At 64.1% G+C, this 16672-nt stretch carries 17 protein-coding genes; 2 read left to right on the top strand and 15 right to left on the bottom strand.

Going from position 1 to position 16672, the window contains the following annotated elements; all coding sequences use genetic code 11:
- Positions 1-37: 37 nt before the first annotated feature.
- From rpsI to OXG98_00445, 15 genes are all read right to left on the bottom strand, one after another.
- Positions 38-442, bottom strand: a complete 405-nt coding sequence (rpsI, locus tag OXG98_00515; GenBank protein MCY3770496.1) for a 30S ribosomal protein S9 — start codon at positions 440-442, stop codon at positions 38-40.
- A gap of 15 nt (positions 443-457) precedes the next feature.
- Positions 458-886 (bottom strand): 50S ribosomal protein L13, encoded by a 429-nt coding sequence (gene rplM, locus OXG98_00510; GenBank protein ID MCY3770495.1) that lies wholly within the window; start codon positions 884-886, stop codon positions 458-460.
- Between the two features lie 17 nt (positions 887-903).
- Positions 904-1974 (bottom strand): S-methyl-5-thioribose-1-phosphate isomerase, encoded by a 1071-nt coding sequence (gene mtnA, locus OXG98_00505; protein ID MCY3770494.1) that lies wholly within the window; start codon positions 1972-1974, stop codon positions 904-906.
- A 57-nt stretch (positions 1975-2031) separates the two neighbouring features.
- Positions 2032-2940 (bottom strand): PfkB family carbohydrate kinase, encoded by a 909-nt coding sequence (locus OXG98_00500; protein MCY3770493.1) that lies wholly within the window; start codon positions 2938-2940, stop codon positions 2032-2034.
- A 3-nt stretch (positions 2941-2943) separates the two neighbouring features.
- Positions 2944-3375, bottom strand: coding sequence for a ribosome silencing factor (rsfS, locus tag OXG98_00495; GenBank protein ID MCY3770492.1), 432 nt, complete (start codon positions 3373-3375; stop codon positions 2944-2946).
- 2 nt (positions 3376-3377) lie between these two features.
- Entirely contained in the window at positions 3378-3899 is a 522-nt protein-coding gene (locus tag OXG98_00490) for a LytR C-terminal domain-containing protein (GenBank protein ID MCY3770491.1), read from the bottom strand.
- A gap of 289 nt (positions 3900-4188) precedes the next feature.
- On the bottom strand, positions 4189-4971 hold the full coding sequence (locus OXG98_00485) for an NTP transferase domain-containing protein (GenBank protein ID MCY3770490.1): 783 nt from the start codon (positions 4969-4971) through the stop codon (positions 4189-4191).
- Between the two features lie 11 nt (positions 4972-4982).
- A complete protein-coding gene (folK, locus tag OXG98_00480; GenBank protein ID MCY3770489.1) occupies positions 4983-5477 on the bottom strand; it encodes a 2-amino-4-hydroxy-6-hydroxymethyldihydropteridine diphosphokinase in 495 nt (164 codons plus the stop codon).
- A gap of 8 nt (positions 5478-5485) precedes the next feature.
- Complete coding sequence (gene folB, locus OXG98_00475) at positions 5486-5872, bottom strand: dihydroneopterin aldolase (GenBank protein ID MCY3770488.1); 387 nt, start codon at positions 5870-5872, stop codon at positions 5486-5488.
- A 13-nt stretch (positions 5873-5885) separates the two neighbouring features.
- Positions 5886-7151, bottom strand: a complete 1266-nt coding sequence (locus tag OXG98_00470; protein ID MCY3770487.1) for an aminotransferase class I/II-fold pyridoxal phosphate-dependent enzyme — start codon at positions 7149-7151, stop codon at positions 5886-5888.
- A 156-nt stretch (positions 7152-7307) separates the two neighbouring features.
- Complete coding sequence (groL, locus tag OXG98_00465) at positions 7308-8930, bottom strand: chaperonin GroEL (GenBank protein ID MCY3770486.1); 1623 nt, start codon at positions 8928-8930, stop codon at positions 7308-7310.
- A 222-nt stretch (positions 8931-9152) separates the two neighbouring features.
- Positions 9153-9992: a biotin--[acetyl-CoA-carboxylase] ligase gene (locus OXG98_00460; GenBank protein MCY3770485.1), complete on the bottom strand. Its 840-nt coding sequence runs from the start codon at positions 9990-9992 to the stop codon at positions 9153-9155.
- 76 nt (positions 9993-10068) lie between these two features.
- The gene (gene nadC, locus OXG98_00455) at positions 10069-10941 is read right to left on the bottom strand and encodes a carboxylating nicotinate-nucleotide diphosphorylase (protein MCY3770484.1); all 873 of its coding nucleotides are present in this window, start codon (positions 10939-10941) and stop codon (positions 10069-10071) included.
- A gap of 66 nt (positions 10942-11007) precedes the next feature.
- Positions 11008-12603, bottom strand: a complete 1596-nt coding sequence (locus OXG98_00450) for an NAD(P)H-hydrate dehydratase (protein ID MCY3770483.1) — start codon at positions 12601-12603, stop codon at positions 11008-11010.
- Between the two features lie 25 nt (positions 12604-12628).
- On the bottom strand, positions 12629-14005 hold the full coding sequence (locus OXG98_00445) for a hypothetical protein (protein MCY3770482.1): 1377 nt from the start codon (positions 14003-14005) through the stop codon (positions 12629-12631).
- A 250-nt stretch (positions 14006-14255) separates the two neighbouring features.
- Here OXG98_00445 and hisA point away from each other — a divergent pair, with 250 nt between their 5' ends.
- On the top strand, positions 14256-14996 hold the full coding sequence (gene hisA / locus OXG98_00440) for a 1-(5-phosphoribosyl)-5-[(5-phosphoribosylamino)methylideneamino]imidazole-4-carboxamide isomerase (GenBank protein MCY3770481.1): 741 nt from the start codon (positions 14256-14258) through the stop codon (positions 14994-14996).
- 18 nt (positions 14997-15014) lie between these two features.
- Entirely contained in the window at positions 15015-16661 is a 1647-nt protein-coding gene (locus OXG98_00435) for a response regulator (protein ID MCY3770480.1), read from the top strand.
- The last annotated feature ends 11 nt before the right edge of the window (positions 16662-16672 follow it).

The raw sequence follows: 16672 nt of genomic DNA, 5'->3' as shown, positions 1-16672 counted from the left end.
CCTTGTCTGGCAGGCGGATAGGCCTGCGTCCCGTAAATTAACGCTTCGAGAACTGGAACCGCTTCCGTGCGCCGGCCAGTCCATACTTCTTGCGTTCCTTTATGCGTGAATCCCGCGTCAGCATGCCCGCTTCGCGAAGCGGGGCGTGGAGGCTTTCGTCCATGTCCTTCAGCGCCCTCGCTATGCCGAGCCTCAGCGCCCCGGCCTGGCCGGTCTTCCCGCCGCCGAAGGTCCGGGCGAAAACGACCACCTGGTCGTTCATCTCGGTGAGCACCAGGGGTTCCTCGATCGCGGCGACGAGGCCGGGCCGATCGAAGTAGTCGAGCAGCGGTTTGTCGTTGACCTGGTGGCTCGCGCCTTCCTTCTTCGCGCGCAGCCAGACCTTGGCGACCGCGCGTTTCCTTCTGCCCACTGCGTGATGTCCATGGCTATCCGAATTCATGCTCCGTTGCTCTCCTTATATGTCCAGCGCGACCGGTTTCTGGGCGCTGTGGGGGTGTTCCGCGCCGGCGTACACGCGGAGTTTACGGAAAATCTGGCGGCCGAGGGCGTTGTGCGGCAACATGCCCTTAATGGCCATGCGCAGCGCCCGGTCGGGATGGCGGGCGGCCATGCGTTCGTAGCTGATCGTCTTCAGACCGCCGGGATAGCCGCTGTGGCGGTAGTAGAGCTTGTTCTGCGGCTTCTTGCCCGTCAGAACCACCTTTTCCGCGTTGATGACGATGACGTGGTCACCCGTGTCCAGGTGCGGCGAGTAGATGGGCTTGTGCTTGCCGCGCAGGACCTTGGCCACTTCGCTGGCCAGCCTGCCCAGCACCTTGCCGTCGGCGTCCACGACGTGCCAGTCACGCGTCAGGTCTTCCATTTTAACCGTGGGTGTTTTCATAAATGGTACACGCTCCTTTATCCGGTGACGGCCGGTTCCCATTCCTGGTGTGACAACGCGGCGAGGCTTTCGGCGTAGGGCTGCCTGGCTACGCCGCGTTCGGTGATGATCGCAGCAACGTAACGGGCCGGGGTTACGTCGAATGCGGGATTGTACACCGCCACCTCCTCGGGTGCGGTGCGTCCGCCCGGCCCCTGGCTGACTTCGGCGGCCGCGCGTTCTTCGATCGGAATCTCATGGCCCGATTCGATGGACAGGTCGATAGAAGAGAAGGGCGCCGCCACGTACAGGGGCACGTCGTGCGCATCGGCCAGCACGGCCACGCCGTAGGTGCCGATCTTGTTGGCCACGTCGCCGTTGGCGGCCACGCGGTCCGCGCCCACGATCACGCAGTCTATCCGGCCTTCCTTCATGACCTGGGCGGCCATGTTGTCGCAGATGAGCGTGACGCCTATGCCCGCCTGGGCCAGTTCCCAGGAAGTCAGCCTGGCGCCCTGCAGGACGGGCCTCGTTTCATCCGCGTACACGTGAATCCGCTTTCCTTCGCTGTGCGCCTGGTACACCACGGCGAGGGCCGTACCCGTCCCGGACGTGGCGAGCGCGCCGGCATTGCAGTGGGTGAGTACGGTCTGTCCCGAATGGAGCAGGCCGGCGCCGTGCTCCCCGATCAGCCGGCACGTGGTTTCGTCTTCCGCCTGTATCGCCTCAGCTTCCCTGAGCAGCGCGTTCTTGAGATCCGCCACGGGAGCTCCCTGGTGTTCCCGGACGGCTCGGCGCATGCGCTCCAGGGCCCAGAACAGGTTGACCGCCGTCGGACGGGTCGCCGCCAGGAGGTCCACGGCGTCGTCGACTTCCCGGCTGAAGGACGCGTAATCGGCCGCGCGGCTGTGCCGGGTGCCGACGACGACGCCAAAGGCCGCGGCGACGCCGATGGCGGGCGCCCCCCGTACTTTCAGCCGCCGGATGGCCTCCGCCACGGACGGAAGATCCCGGCAGTGCTCATACACGACTTCGCCGGGCAGGCGCGTCTGATCCAGCAGCACCAGGGCGCTTTCGTCGTGGTCCCACCGGATGGTCGTAAAATTCATGACAGATCTGTCTCCATGGACGCGATGCCGCTCAAGGCGTGATCATCTCCGGAGCGTTTAAGGCGTGATCATCTCCAGAAATCGATCGTGCCGGTCCGAAATCTCATCCTCGGTAAGGGACGCCAGACGCCGGACACTGAAATCTTCCACGTTGAACGAAGCCATGACGCTGCCGTGCACCATGGCGCGTTTCAAGCCATCGACGCCGGTATCGCCCGACCGGGCGAGGTAACCCATGAAGCCCCCCGCGAACGTGTCCCCCGCACCCGTCGGATCGATTACGGACGATACGGGGTACGAAGGAACGGCGAACCAGATGTCCCGGGTACAGAGCGTCGCGCCGTGCTCGCCTCTTTTGACGACGACCGCCCGCGGGCCGAGATCCAGGATGCGTTCCGCCGCCCGCACGAGGTTGTAGTCGTCCACCAGCTGACGGGCCTCCCCGTCGTTTATGATCAGCACGTCCACCCGGTTCAGCATCGACAGCAGGGACGCCCGTTTCCCGTCGATCCAGAAGTCCATGGTGTCGCAGGCGACGATGCCGGGGCGGCCCGGACCGCCCGACTGGGACAACACTTCATGCTGCACGTCCGGATCGAGATTCGCCAGGAACACGTGATCGTGTTCGCGATGCCGGTCCGCCAGAACGGGTCGAAAACCGGATAGCACGTTCAACTGCGTGTCGGTCGTGCGCCGGTCGTTCATGTTGGCGGCGTATTCGCCCGCCCAGCGAAAGGTCTTGCCTTCCCTTATCTCCAGGCCGGATATGTCGACCTGTCTCTCCCGCAGGAAATCCAGGGAATCCAGGGGGAAATCGTTCCCCACGACGGCGATGACGTCCACCGGCGCGTAGAAACTGGCGGCCGCGGAAAAATAAGTCGCCGAACCTCCGACCGCGTCGCTTGCCTCCCCTTCCGGCGTCTTCACCGAATCAAACGCCACCGTACCGACTACGAGTATGCCCAAATCCTATGCCTCGTGTTCCAGCACGTCCACCCGGTCCCCGTCCGCGCCCACATCGGGACTGCGTATGATTTCACCCGTTGCCGCGTCCGCCGAGACGGTGACGCGGGGCGCGTCGCCCCAGAGTCGCTCGAGTCCGTAGAAAGAGCGGACCTCGCCTCTGAACACATGTATCACCACGTCCACGTAATCGAGCAGGACCCATCGCCAGCTTTGCTTGCCCTCCGTGTGCCACGGGGTCGTCTTTCTCTCCTTGAGATCCACCGTCACCTGCTCGACGACCGCCTTGATCTGCGGTTCGGAACCGGCCGTCCCGATGACGAAGTAGTCCGTTATGGAGGAGAGTCCCCTGAGATCGATAATCATCACGTCCGCCGCGTTCTTGGCCAGCATGGAAAGGGTCGCCTGCTCCGCGATTTCCTGCGATGCCAATGCCACGGTCAGTCCTTCTCCTCGTGAAACAGCAGTTCGTTGTAGTCCCTGCCGATAACCACCGATACGTCCACCATGCGTTCATCGTTTTGCTGGAGCAGTACGTTAGGCGTTCCCAGCGCGCCGCCGACGGCGCGGGCCGCCTCGGACGGACCGTTCCCGCCCCTGCGGTCCAGCACGATCGTTTCGCGATACCCGAAGTGATCCGCATTGTCGATATGGACCACGTCGAATCCCTGTTCCCTGAGGAAACGCATGACCAGTTGCCCGATTCCCGGTTCTCCGCATCCGTTCAGGACCTCCACCTGGATCTCGAAGGCCGAGGGGTCGAGTACCGCCTCGGCGGATCGTCCGGCGGATGAAGAGAAGGCCGACGATGTCGCCACGGAGTAAACCAGGTATGCGTTCAGTCCGATCAGGAGAACGATCACGCCTTCCAGCAATCGGACGCGCCACCGGCCGCCGCGCCGGTTACCGTCCGAAACGGAGTCCTGCCGGCCTCCGGCGGGTTGGACGTCTTGTCTCGCCATGGCAGATTCCACACGGTTCACGTCCGGATTCCGGTCTGCATGATGACCGTGTGACAAACGATCTTGGTTTTCCAAAGAATACCGGAGAGCGTACTAGGGAGAAACACCAGGAAGGGAAACATAGGTAGGGTACCAACAGTTCATCATCGACCGACTCCTTTCACCATGCGATCCCCCTTTTCTACCCCGGCCTTTACGCAGTCCTGCCTGTCAAATCGAACCCAGGCTCGACAGGCGGAACTCGACTCGCTTTCCAGACCCCTATATATACTGGCGGAAGTGGGTGGTGTCAACTGTTTTTTCCCCGTTGGGGGACGCGTGCACGGGCGTCTTCCAGCAGCCACGATTCGGCCGCCGACAGATGTTCCGGCATGTTTATCCCGATGGTTTCTTCCGGCATCCCTGCCGGCGCGTCCGCAACGCGGTGGCCCTCCCGGCGGAGAATCCCGATGGTATCCGTCAGATAGTATTCGCCCTGCCTGTTCTCCGGCGTGAGCCGATCCAGGGCCCCTAACAGCCGGGTGGGTTCGAAGCAGTACGTACTGGTGTTGATCTCCCTCAGCGCGCGCTGTTCCGGGGTGGCGTCCTTTTCCTCGACGATCCGATCGATGTGTCCCGCGTCGTCGCGAAGGACGCGCCCCAGGCCCGTGGGATCGTCGACGCGGGCGGTAAGTACCGAGGCCGCGGCGCTTTCCCGGCGGTGGGCGAGGATCAACGCCTCCAGGGTGGAGTTACGGATCAGGGGCATGTCGCCGGCGAGGACGAGGACGACGCCTTTTTCACCGGCCAGTAGCGGTCCCGCTTGGCGGACCGCATGCCCGGTACCCCGTTGTTCTTCCTGCACGGCGAATTCCACGGACATTCCGGCCAGTTCCCGCCGAACCGCGTCTGCCTGGTGGCCGACGATGACGATGATCCGTCGCGACCGAAGCGCCCGTGCGGTGTCGAGCACGTAGTGAATCATGGGCCGGCCGTTCAATGGGTGCAGCACCTTCGCCAGGTCCGAATGCATCCGGGTGCCTTTTCCGGCGGCCAGGATCACCGTGATCAGATCGCTGCTTGCCTTTTCCATCGGGTCTCCTGTCATTTCCGGGCCAGGTGGCGGACGAGATGGTCCACCGGTTTCAGGTCTTCCAGCAGATCCGCTACGGTCCGCCCGTGCACCGGGTGAACCAGGTCCGGATGGATCTCCGAAAGCGGAACGAGCACGAAGGCCCGCTCCGCCATGGCGGGATGAGGAAGGTCAAGGCCGGGAAGATCGAGTACCAGGTCGTCATACAGCAGCAGATCGAGGTCGATTTCACGGGGTCCGTTCTTCCACGTGGCCGACCGTCCCAGACGCCGTTCGACTTCCTTAAGCGTATCGAGCAACGGTACAGGCGCCAGGGTGGTTTCCAGCAGGGCCGCGCCGTTGACGAAGTCGGTTTGGCCGGCATAGCCCACCGGCCGCGTCTCATACCACGACGACCGCTGCAAGATCCGGATCTCGGGATGTTCGGCCAGTTCGTGCACCGCCCGCCGGCACCATGCGATCCGATCCCCGATATTGCTGCCCAGTCCCAGGGCGACAGACGCCATTTCGCACCTTACCGGCCGGTGTTTTCCACCTCTCTGCTTCTATTCAACTCGACCTCGACGGTCCCTGCACGCAGGGTCCGGGCCGCGGCGGGCTTTCGCAGTCTGACCACAACGCGGTCCACCCGGGGATAGGCGGAGAGCAGTTCGTCGGCCACGCGGCCGGCGACCGCCTCGAGCAACCGGTGCGGCTTGCCGCCGAGGATCCGTTCCACGCGCCGGCAGACGTCCGCATAGTCCACGGTGTCGGCCAGGCGGTCCGAGCGGGAAGCCCCCGACAGTTCGAGGCACAGGCCGACGTCGGCTTCGAAGACCTGCCCTTGTGTCCGTTCCCGGGCAGTCGCGCCATGATGGCCAAAAGCGTGAATGCCCCGCACGCTGATCCGGTCTTCGGGCATGGGATCGATTCGTTCAGGCCAGGCTGACAGCAGGAAACGCCCGCTTGCGCAACCGGAAACGGGACATCAGCCGGTCTATGCGTTCCAGCACGGTCTGTATCTGTGATTCGTTGACGTTGAAGGCCATACGGACGTATCCTTCGCCGTATTCGCCCAGGTACACGCCGGGCACGACGAACACGCCCGCCTTGCGCAGCAAGACACTGAATCGAACGGAAGAATAGCGGGGCGGTACGGGAAGCCACACGTAGGGACCGCCTCGGGGAGCGCGCAGGTTCCAGCCGAGGTCCCGCAATCCCGATACCATCAGGTCCCGCCGCAACTGGTGTTTCGAAGCCGCCTCTTCGACGTGCCGGTTCAAATCCGGAAACACCGCGGCCGCGGCCGCCTGGAGGCCGGGAAGAAGCGGGGCGTGCAAATGGGAGGTCAACTGGGACATGGCGGCCAGGGCGGATGGATTGCCGACGGCGACGCTCAGGTCGCGGAACACCCCGCCGGGCAGCACGGAAAGGGAGAACAGCTCGATTCCCAGGTTCATCGCGCCGGGCGTCTGCAACAGGCTGGGGGCTTCGATCCCGTCGTACGTCAGAAAGTGCTGGGTGGCATCGTGACAGACGATGATGTTATGCCGTCGCGCAAAATCGACGAGTTCCCGGAAGAACGAATGGTCCGCCACGGCCCCCGTGGGATCGTTCGGATAGCCGATATACATCAGCTTTGCCTGACCCGCTACGCCGGACTCGATCTGCTTCAGGTTGGGCAGGAAATCGTTCCGTCCGTACAGGGGATAGGGATGGATCTGTCCGTTCGCCAGTACGGCACTGGTCCGGTAAGCCGGATGGGACGGGTCGGGGACCAGCACGGTTTCACCTGGGTTGACCAGTGCCATGGCCACGCTGGCCGGTCCCGCGGCGGCGCCCGCGAAGGGCAGGACGTGCACGTCCGGATCGATCTCCACGTCGAACCGATACGCGAACCAGTTGCTGAATACCCTGCGGAACCCGGCGCCTGCGAGTCGGCCCGCCTCGGCCGGATCTGCTGGTCCGCCTGGTCCGCCTGGTCCGCCTGGATGGTCCGGTCCGCCAGCGGTCGCCATGGCGTTGAATGACCTCTCCATGGTTTCCGGCTGGATAGAGGTTTCGGTTGAGCCCGTGGTCAGATCAATGGGCTCGATCCCCCTGGCGGCAAGCCTTCTGAGATAGCGCGAATGTTCCAGGGGGCGGTTCAGCGGGACCTGGTGAAGTCGTTCCGCCCGTTCTATAACCACCGGGTTTCTCATGGTCTCTACGTCCCGAGGACATGATTCCGAACAAGCCGCCGATCTTCGGGGGAATATAGAAACGGGGCAGGTCCGCAGCAAGAAAAAACCCCGGTGGCGCCACCGGGGTTTTTCGGTGAACCGGCAGTCGCCCGGTTCGTTATCGTTTCACCGCGCTTAATACATGCCGCCGCCGTGGGGCATGGCCGGAGGCGGATTGTCTTCCGGCATCTCCGCCACCAGCGCCTCGGTGGTAAGCAGCAGGCCGGCGATGCTCGCGGCGTGCTGCAGCGCGACACGGGAAACCTTGGCCGGCTCGATCACGCCCGTTGCGGACATGTCGCCGTAGGTATCGGATTCGAAGTTGTAACCGTATCCGCCCTCGCCTTCCCGGATCTTCTGCAGGATGATGGAGCCTTCGAGACCGGCGTTCTCCGCCAGTTGTCTCACGGGCGCCTCGAGCGCCTTGCGCACGATGTTGGCGCCTACTGCTTCGTCGCCTTCCGCGTCCAATCCGTTCTCCAGCGCGGACAAAGCGCGGATGAAGGTAACGCCGCCGCCCGGAACGACCCCTTCCTCAATGGCCGCCTTGGCGTTGTTCAGGGCGTCTTCGACGCGGGCCTTCTTTTCCTTCATCTCCGCTTCCGTCGCGGCGCCCACGTTGATTACCGCCACGCCGCCCGCCAGTTTGGCCAGGCGTTCCTGCAGCTTCTCGCGGTCGTAATCGGAGGTGGTTTCCTCGATCTGGGCCCGGATCTGGTTGATGCGGCCCTGGATCGCGTCGGTGCTTCCGGCGCCTTCGACGATGGTCGTATTGTCCTTGTCGATGTTGACGCGCTTGGCCGTACCGAGATCGCCGACGGTCACGTTCTCCAGTTTGAAACCGGCGTCTTCGGAAATGACTGTACCGCCCGTCAGTATGGAGATGTCCTCGAGCATGGCCTTGCGGCGGTCGCCGAAACCGGGCGCCTTGACCGCGGCGACCTTCAGGGTGCCGCGAAGCTTGTTCACGACGAGCAGGGCAAGGGCCTCGCCCTCGATGTCCTCGGCGATGATCAGCAGCGGGGATCCGCTCTGGGCGATCTTCTCGACGACGGGGTATATATCCTTGACGGCGCTGATCTTCTTGTCGTGGATCAGGATCTTCGTGTCTTCCAGCACCGCTTCCATGGACTCCGAGTCGGTAACGAAGTAAGGGGAGAGATAACCGCGGTCGAACTGCATGCCTTCGACGACGTCGAGGGAGGTTTCCATGCTCTTGGCCTCTTCGACGGTGATGACGCCGTCCTTGCCCACTTTTTCCATCGCGTCCGCGATCAGATCGCCGATCGTCGAGTCGCCATGGGCGGAAACGGTGGCGGTTTCCGAGATTTCCTTCCGGCCTTCCACGGCCTTGGACATGTCCGCGATCGCATCGACTACCTCGGACACGGCCTTGTCGATACCCCGCTTGAGATCCATGGGATTGGCGCCGGAAGTCACGTTCCTCAAGCCTTCCGCGAAAACGGCCTGGGCGAGCACGGTGGCTGTCGTGGTCCCGTCACCGGCCACGTCGCTGGTCTTCGACGCGGCTTCCTTGATCATCTGCGCGCCCATGTTTTCGTACTTGTCCTCGAGTTCGATTTCCTTCGCCACGGTGACGCCGTCCAGCGTGAAGGTGGGCGAACCGAATTTCTTATCGAGCACGACGCATCGACCCTTGGGACCCATGGTGACACGTACCGCGTCCGCCAGGGCGTCCACGCCTCTTTTGAGGGCTTGGCGGGCGTCTGCGTCGAAGGAGAGTTGTTTTGCTGACACTGCTGCTTCCCCCTATGATTTCCCGGTCGTATCCGGGTGTTTCCGATCACGGCGGGCAGGACGTGCCGCCCGCGCTTTATCATGGACTAAATGCTTATGTATACAACAAGTAGCGCATTCACGATTAGCACTCGATCGTCCAGTCTGCTAATATATGAAGAGGGGTCGGAGAATGCAAGTTTTTTGTTCGGCGCGATGCAGGAAGGGTGTTGCGCCGAGGGTTTATCGATCGGGACGAAGCCGGATGGAACCTGAACGGATCACGACGGCACCGCGGTTTTCACCTTCGAGGAGCAGGCCGCCCTCTTCGTCGACGCGGGACAGCCGGCCGGCGGCTCCGGCGGGGGATTCGGCCTCGACCAGCCGTCCGCGCCAGGCGAGCCGGGCGTTTACCTCGGCGATCAGGGACCCGGGTCCGGAACCCAGGAAGCGCTCGTAGGCGGATTCGAAGGAAGCCAGGATGGCCAGGAACAGGTCCTGCCGCGCAAAGGGCCCGCCGGATTCGATTCGAAGCGACGTGGCGGATTCCGAGATGTCCTCTGGAAACAGGGCGCGGGTATGATTTACGTTGATCCCCATGCCGACTACGACGACGGGCTCGTCCGAGGCTGTGACGCGGGTCTCCGCAAGCATGCCTGCGACCTTGCGGTTTCGAATCAGCAGGTCGTTGGGCCACTTGATTTCCACGGTTACCCCGGCGGTCGCCTCCAAGGCGCGGGCCACGGCGGCCGCCGCGCACAACGTGAGCGGTGGGGTGCGGGAGGCGGACAGGCATGGCCGCAGGAGAACGGAAGCCCATATGCCGCATCCGGGCGGCGAATACCACCGGTAACCGCGCCGGCCCCGTCCGTCCGTCTGCTCTTCGGCGAGGCAGACGGCCCCGTGCGGAGCGCCGTCTTCGGCCATGTCCAGGATCACATCGTTGGTGGACGTCACCTGATCGCTGTATCTCAATACGCGGCCGAAACCCCGCGCCGGCAACGCGGCGCGCAATCGGTCCGTGTCGAATCGATCCTGGAATCCCCCAAGGGCAACGGTCCTGGCTCGCTGTTTCGTTTTCATCGTCGTTCCCGTTCAGGCTGGAAGCAGGTGCCGAATCCCGGCGTTGGTGGCGGGGTGCCGGTCCCGTCGCGTCCGATCAGGCTGATGTATCGATATCCAGGCTGATGTCGAGCGCCGGCGCGGAATGGGTCAGGGCGCCGATGGATATGATGTCGACGCCGGTCTGCGCGACCGCTTCCACCCGGTCCAGCGTGATCCTTCCCGACGCCTCGATTACGATGGACCGGTCTTGCAATGACCCGGCGCGAATGCTGCGGCCCGCCTGGTCCGCCTGGCCCGCTTGGTCCGCCCGGATCGCCCGGACCGCCTTCCGCATCGTTTCGTCGTTCATATTGTCCAGCATGATCCAGTCCGCCCCGCTGCACACCGCCTCTTCGACCTGGGCCAGGTCGCTGGTCTCCACCTCGATGGCCACGCGCCGGCCGGTTTGCTCCCTTTTTGATCTGCACTGACGCACCGCGGCGAGGATGCCTCCCGCGGCGGCGATATGATTGTCCTTGATCAGCACCATGTCGAAAAGGCCGTGGCGGTGGTTTTCACCCCCGCCGTGCAGTACGGCCCGTTTTTCAAGCTCACGGAGTCCGGGCGTCGTCTTGCGTGTATCCACGATACGTGCGCGGGTGTCCTGCACGACGTCCGCGTATCGACGGGTCAACGTGGCGATGCCGGAAAGGTGGCGCATGAAGTTGAGGGCCGTGCGTTCACCGGTCAGTACCGCCCGCGCGTCTCCCCGTACTTCCGCAATGGGCTGGCCGCCTTCGACCCGGTCGCCATCGGTGAGGAAGACCTGGAATTCCAGGCCGGGGTCCACCTCCTGGTAGGCGAGACATGCCGGAAAGAGGCCGGAGACGATACCCGGCTGCCTGGCCTCGAACCGCCCGCGGGCGCGGGCTTCGGGCGCTATCGTCCACTCGGTGGTGAGGTCGCCGTCTCCCACGTCCTCGCGCAAGGCCCGGCGCACGAGCGCTTTAAGTGATTCCAGATCGTACTTCGTATCCAGGGCGTCCCGCCTTTTTCATGATTTCTGCGTCTCGGTGGTGTTCAGAAACGCTCCCGGCAAATGGTCGATGAGATCGCCGGCCACCAGACTGTGGGGACCCATGGCTTCCGCGCCGAGATCGCCGGCCAGGCCGTGGAGATAGACACCCAGGCGGGCGGCGTCCCAGGCACCGAGTCCCTGCCCGAGCAGGGCGGCGATGGTCCCGGTAAGCACGTCGCCCGATCCGGCAGTGGCCATGCCCGGGTTCCCCGTGGGATTCACGGATACCTGGCCGCGGGGGGAAGCCACCAGCGTGTCGGCGCCCTTGAGCACGAGGGTAACCTGGAGGGAGCAGGCGGTCTGCCTCACCGCCTCGACCCGGTCTGCCTCGATTTCCTCGGCCGGTACGCCGGTCAGCCGGGAAAGTTCGAACACATGGGGCGTCATGATGATCTCGGCCGGTGCATCCTCCAGTTCGCCGGAGCGGTCCGAGAAGGCGTTCACGCCGTCCGCGTCTATGACAACGGGCTTTTCGGTATTCGAAACGACGCGGCGGACCAGCGCCGATGTTTCCTCGTGGCGCGTGAGACCCGGACCGACGGCCAGCACGTCCGCCCAGGACAGCAGCGATTCGATGCCGGGCTCGGCCTCAAGAGAAAGCGAACCTTCAGCGGTTTCCGGCAGACCCCGAAGCATCACTTCCGTGTGCCGGGCCGTCAAGGCGTCCATGAGGCCGGCCGGCGACCCAAGCATGACCATGCCCGCGCCGCTGCGCAGGGCCGCGCGCGAAGCCAGCGTGGCCGCTCCCGCCATGCCCGCCGAACCGGCGACTATGGCGACGCGTCCACGGCTGCCCTTGTGGTCGCAAGGCAGGTGTCCCGGGACCAGGCCGGCCATCTCGTTTCGTTCCGGTATGGCCAGGTACAACTGTTCCGCTTCTACGGCCTTGTCGGGAAAACCGATGTCGGCGACTTCCACGGTGCCGCACCAGGACCGGCCGGGATAGGTGGCCAGGTCGATTTTTATCAGCCCGATCGCGAGGGTAAGGTCGGCATGAACGCAGGTCCATTCCGCGCTGGGCCGGGACTGCGGAAACCCGCTGCCGGGCGCAAGACCCGACGGGGTATCGACGGCGAGGACCGGGGAAGGGCACAGGTTGATCTCGGTGATGGCCGGTCCGTACGGGCCGCGGAGCGGTCCCTTCAGCCCGGTTCCGAGGAGCGCGTCGATGATCAGCGCAGGGGGGCGGTCCAGGCGGTCCAGGCGGTCCAAGCGGTCCAGCAGATCAAGTGGACCGTCTTCCCGATATGCCGGGGACAGGCCGGCCTCCTCGAGCCGTTCCAGGTGCTGTGCCGCCTCGCCCGAAATGGACGGCCTGGCGGCCAACACGTGACAGGCGACGGAAGCGCCCCACTGGTGGAGATACCGCGCGGCCACGAAACCGTCTCCCCCGTTGTTCCCGTTGCCGCAGGCCACGGCGATCGATCTGCCGGAAACGCCGCCCAGCATCTGCTTCGCGGTTTCGGCTACCCGGCAGCCGGCTCTTTCCATGAGTTCGTATCCGGAAAGGCCGTGATCCTCGATTGTTCGGCGGTCGATCGACCGCATCTGCGCGTTGGTGCAGAGTCTCATGCCTGAAATCCGGGGTCCGGCGGGACTATGGGTTGTCCACGCTGATTGCGTGATCGTCGTAGAGAAGATTCCGGGCTTCTTCCCTTGTCCGAATATCGTGCAGTATCTGGATATTTTCAAGCCTATCCAGCATGCGGCCGATCTCCGGCCCCTCCGGGATATCCCGATCTTCCATGATGTCCGCGCCATCCAGCAGCAGGCCCCTTGACCGGACCGTTCTGTGCCGGCTGTACAGCTGGAGCAGCCGGTCCACGACCGGGCCGACGCTTCCCGCCGCCGCGGAAGCCTCGTCCGTCCCATGCGCCAGGGCCAGCAGCGCGGCGCCGGGCGTTTCGTCCTTCGTCCCGCGGACAATCCGGCAGAGCGCCTCGTCACTCGTCTTCCGGGAGGCGATCCCTTCGAGCAGGCGCTTCGATCCGAAGACCAACTGGTGCAGCGCCCGCCTTTCCCGGTTGCTGAGTTTCAGCCGGTCGGCGGTCCTTTCGATGTGATCAAGCGCCGGGCCCGCGCCGTTTGCCGGGAGAAAAAACAGCACGAGGGAAGCGAACCGGAGGATCCAGTGACCGGATCGGTCTCCGGCCAGTTTCGTGTCGGATCCGGAAAGATGGGAGTAGAGACCGTGGTCCGCCAGGTAGGCATCCCGGGCCATGAGCCGGTCCGTCCGTTCAAGACGCCGGTCCAACTCCGCCGTCGCCGGTCCCGTCCATCCGGCGAAAAGGACCCCGAACACCCCTGCGCCGATCATGGCCGACACCCGGTCCGCGGCATTGCGCGCGCCCAGGATCAGGGCCAGTTCGTACAGGAGGCGTTCGCCTGAAACGTCACGCAGGCCTCCGGAACATGCCGTGCTCCACGAAGCCGTCTCCGGCGTGATGTCCAGGCCGAACTGCCCCGCGAGGCGGTACGCCCGCAAAATACGCAACGGGTCATCGCGGAAGGACTGCCCGGAGAGGGCTTGCAGCCTTCGCGACGCGAGGTCGTTCGCACCGTTCAGCGGATCGATGATCGACGGTCTGCCTTCCAGGACGTCCGCCAGGCGGACCGCCATGGCATTGACGGTAAAGTCCCGTCTGCCCAGGTCTTCCAGGAGCGTGTCGCCTTTGAAAGACGAGATATCTATCGTATACCGGGGCCGCAGCATGATGCGTCCGGTTCTGTCCGCGTCATCGAGTGGCACGAAGGGACACCGCAGACGGTCCGCCAGCATCCGCCCGAGCCTCAGTCCGTCCTCGGCGAGCGTCAGATCCAGGTCACGGACCCTGCGACCCAGGATGGCATCCCGCACCGACCCTCCCACGACGTAGATTTCCCGATCCACCTCTCCGCACAGATTCCTCAATTCGGCGGACAGCCGTGGGTGGACCTCGAACAGGGGCTGGATACGATCGGCAAGGGCAGGCATCGGGATTCGAAGGGTGGGCGGTCGTGTTTTCGGCGAGGAGAACGACAAATGCACGAGGATGACCGGCGAAGACTCGGCCGGGAAACCAGGTGGCCATCGGGCCGGATTTCACGGAATACTAGGCCTCTGTCCCGCCCGTGTCAAGGTATTTGTGGGTTGACAGGCCGGCGTGTTTCCGGTCATCTTTAAAGCAGGTTTTTGTTGGTTTGAAAGCGTGCCGATCGACCGGGTTCCGCGGGATGATATCCATATGCAGCTCTACCCTGCCATCGACATACGACAGGGGCGATGCGTCCGGCTCCTCCAGGGCAGGAAGGACCGCGAGACGGTGTATACCCAGTCCCCGGAGGAAATCGCGCTGAAATGGAAGGAGCAGGGGGCCACCTACCTGCACGTGGTCGATCTGGACGGTGCTTTCACCGGCGCCGCGGGGAACCGGTCGAGCGTCCTCCGCATGCTCGAACAGGTCGAAATCCCGATACAGCTCGGGGGAGGTATTCGAACGCCCGAAGCGGTGGAGAAGTGGCTGGCCCTGGGGGTGCGCCGCGTTATCCTTGGTACGGCGGCCGTGGAGAACCCCGAAATGGTGAGAATGTCGGTCGACCGTTGGGGGCCGGAGCGTATCGTCGTCGGAATCGACGCGAAGGCGGGACGGGTCGCGGTCAAGGGATGGACGGCCGGCGGATCGTGTTCCTCCCTCGAACTGGCGAAGGCCATGAAGGCGGCCGGGGTCTGCAGGATCATCTACACGGAGATCGACCGGGACGGCACGATGAACGGCCTGGATACCGGGGCTACGGCGCGTCTTGCCAGGGAAAGCGGCATGCGGGTGATCGCGTCTGGGGGCGTGGCTTCGCTGGACGACCTGGAACGGGCTTCCCGTTCTGTCGCGGACGGCCTGGAGGGCGTAGTGCTCGGTAAATCGCTGTACGAAGGCCGGATCGACCTGTCGGAAGCCGTTAGAAAGTACCAGACGGCCCCCGGCACCTAGGACCCTGGAGAGGAAGCCATGGCGGAAAACACCATCGAAGTCCTGATGATCGAAGACAACCCCGTGCACGTGCAGTTGATACGCCATTTCATGGATTCCAGCCGGCTTACCACCCGGCTCCACGTGGCCGGAACGCTCCGGGAAGGGCTGGATCTGATCGAGCAGGAGTCTTTCGACGTGGTGCTGCTGGACCTGGTCCTGCCCGACAGCGCGGATCTCGACACGCTGCATAGCGTCCGGGCGGCCGCTCCGGATTTGCCGGTCATCATACTGACGGGGCTGGACGACGTGTCGCTGGCCGCCACGGCCGTGGAGTCGGGCGCACAGGATTACATCGTAAAGACCCAGGCCAACACCACCCTGCTCTCCCGGTCCATACACTACGCTATCGAACGCATGCGCGCGCGTAGCGGCGAATGGGATTCGGCCATGTTCAAACTGGCCCAGCAGCAGTTTCTGAAGGCGGCGCAGATCATGGGGCTCGACGAGAACATCCGGGAGCGGCTGCTCTTTCCCCAGCGGACCCATATCGTGACGCTCCCCTTCCGGCGGGATGAATACCACCTCGTGGAAAACGTATTCGGATACCGTGTGCAGCACCTGCTCACCATGGGGCCGACCAAGGGCGGCATACGCTACCACGAGGCCGTCAACCTGGGGGAGGTTTCCGCCCTGGCCATGTGGATGACCTGGAAATGCGCGCTGATCAACCTGCCCTTCGGCGGAGCCAAGGGCGGCGTCCGGATCGATCCCACCGATCTGTCCCGCCGCGAACTGCAGCGCCTCACCCGCCGGTTTACGTCGGAGATCATCGACATCATCGGACCGGACAAGGACATCCCGGCCCCTGACATGGGAACCGACGAGCAGGTCATGGCGTGGATCATGGACACGTACAGCCAGCAGGCGGGCTACACGGTACCGGGCGTGGTTACCGGCAAGCCGGTGGTGCTGGGCGGGTCTCTGGGACGCCGCGAGGCCACCGGCCGCGGCCTGGTCTACCTGATTGAGGCGGCCGCGGAACATATGGGCATGCACCTCGACGGCGCCACGGCGGTGGTCCAGGGCTTCGGCAATGTGGGCAGCAATACGGCGCGTTTTCTGGATGAGGACGGGGTCAGGGTGGTCGCGGTAAGCGACGTCACTACCGGTATCTACAATCCCAACGGACTGTCGCTGAAGGACGTTTTCAAGTACTGTGGGGAAAACCGCTTCCTCGCGGGTTATCCCGAGGCCGATGCGGTAACCAACGAAGAACTGCTGGAACTGCCCTGCGACATCCTCGCGCCGGCCGCGCTGCAGAACCAGGTCACCGGCGACAACGCGGACCGGCTGAAGTGCAGGCTGCTCGCGGAAGGGGCCAACGGTCCAACCACGCTTGAGGCGGACGAAATCCTCGGGGAAAAGGACGTCTTCATCCTGCCGGACGTGCTGGGCAATGCCGGGGGCGTAACCGTCTCCTACTTCGAGTGGGTGCAGGATACCCAGAACTACATGTGGACGCTCGAGGAGATCAACGGCAGGCTGCATAATATCCTCATTGACGCCTTCGGACGGACCGTCCGCCGGGCTGCCGAAGAGAAGATCGATATGCGCACCTCGGCATTGATCGAGGGGATCAACCGGGTGACCCAGGCGAAACTGCTTCGGGGAATCTTCCCCTGACCCCTGAAAGC

The organism is Gemmatimonadota bacterium, assembly GCA_026706345.1.
GTDB lineage: Bacteria > JAAXHH01 > JAAXHH01 > JAAXHH01 > JAAXHH01 > JAAXHH01.
Note: the sequence above shows the minus strand (reverse complement) of the source record. Positions and strands in the feature narration are given on the sequence as shown.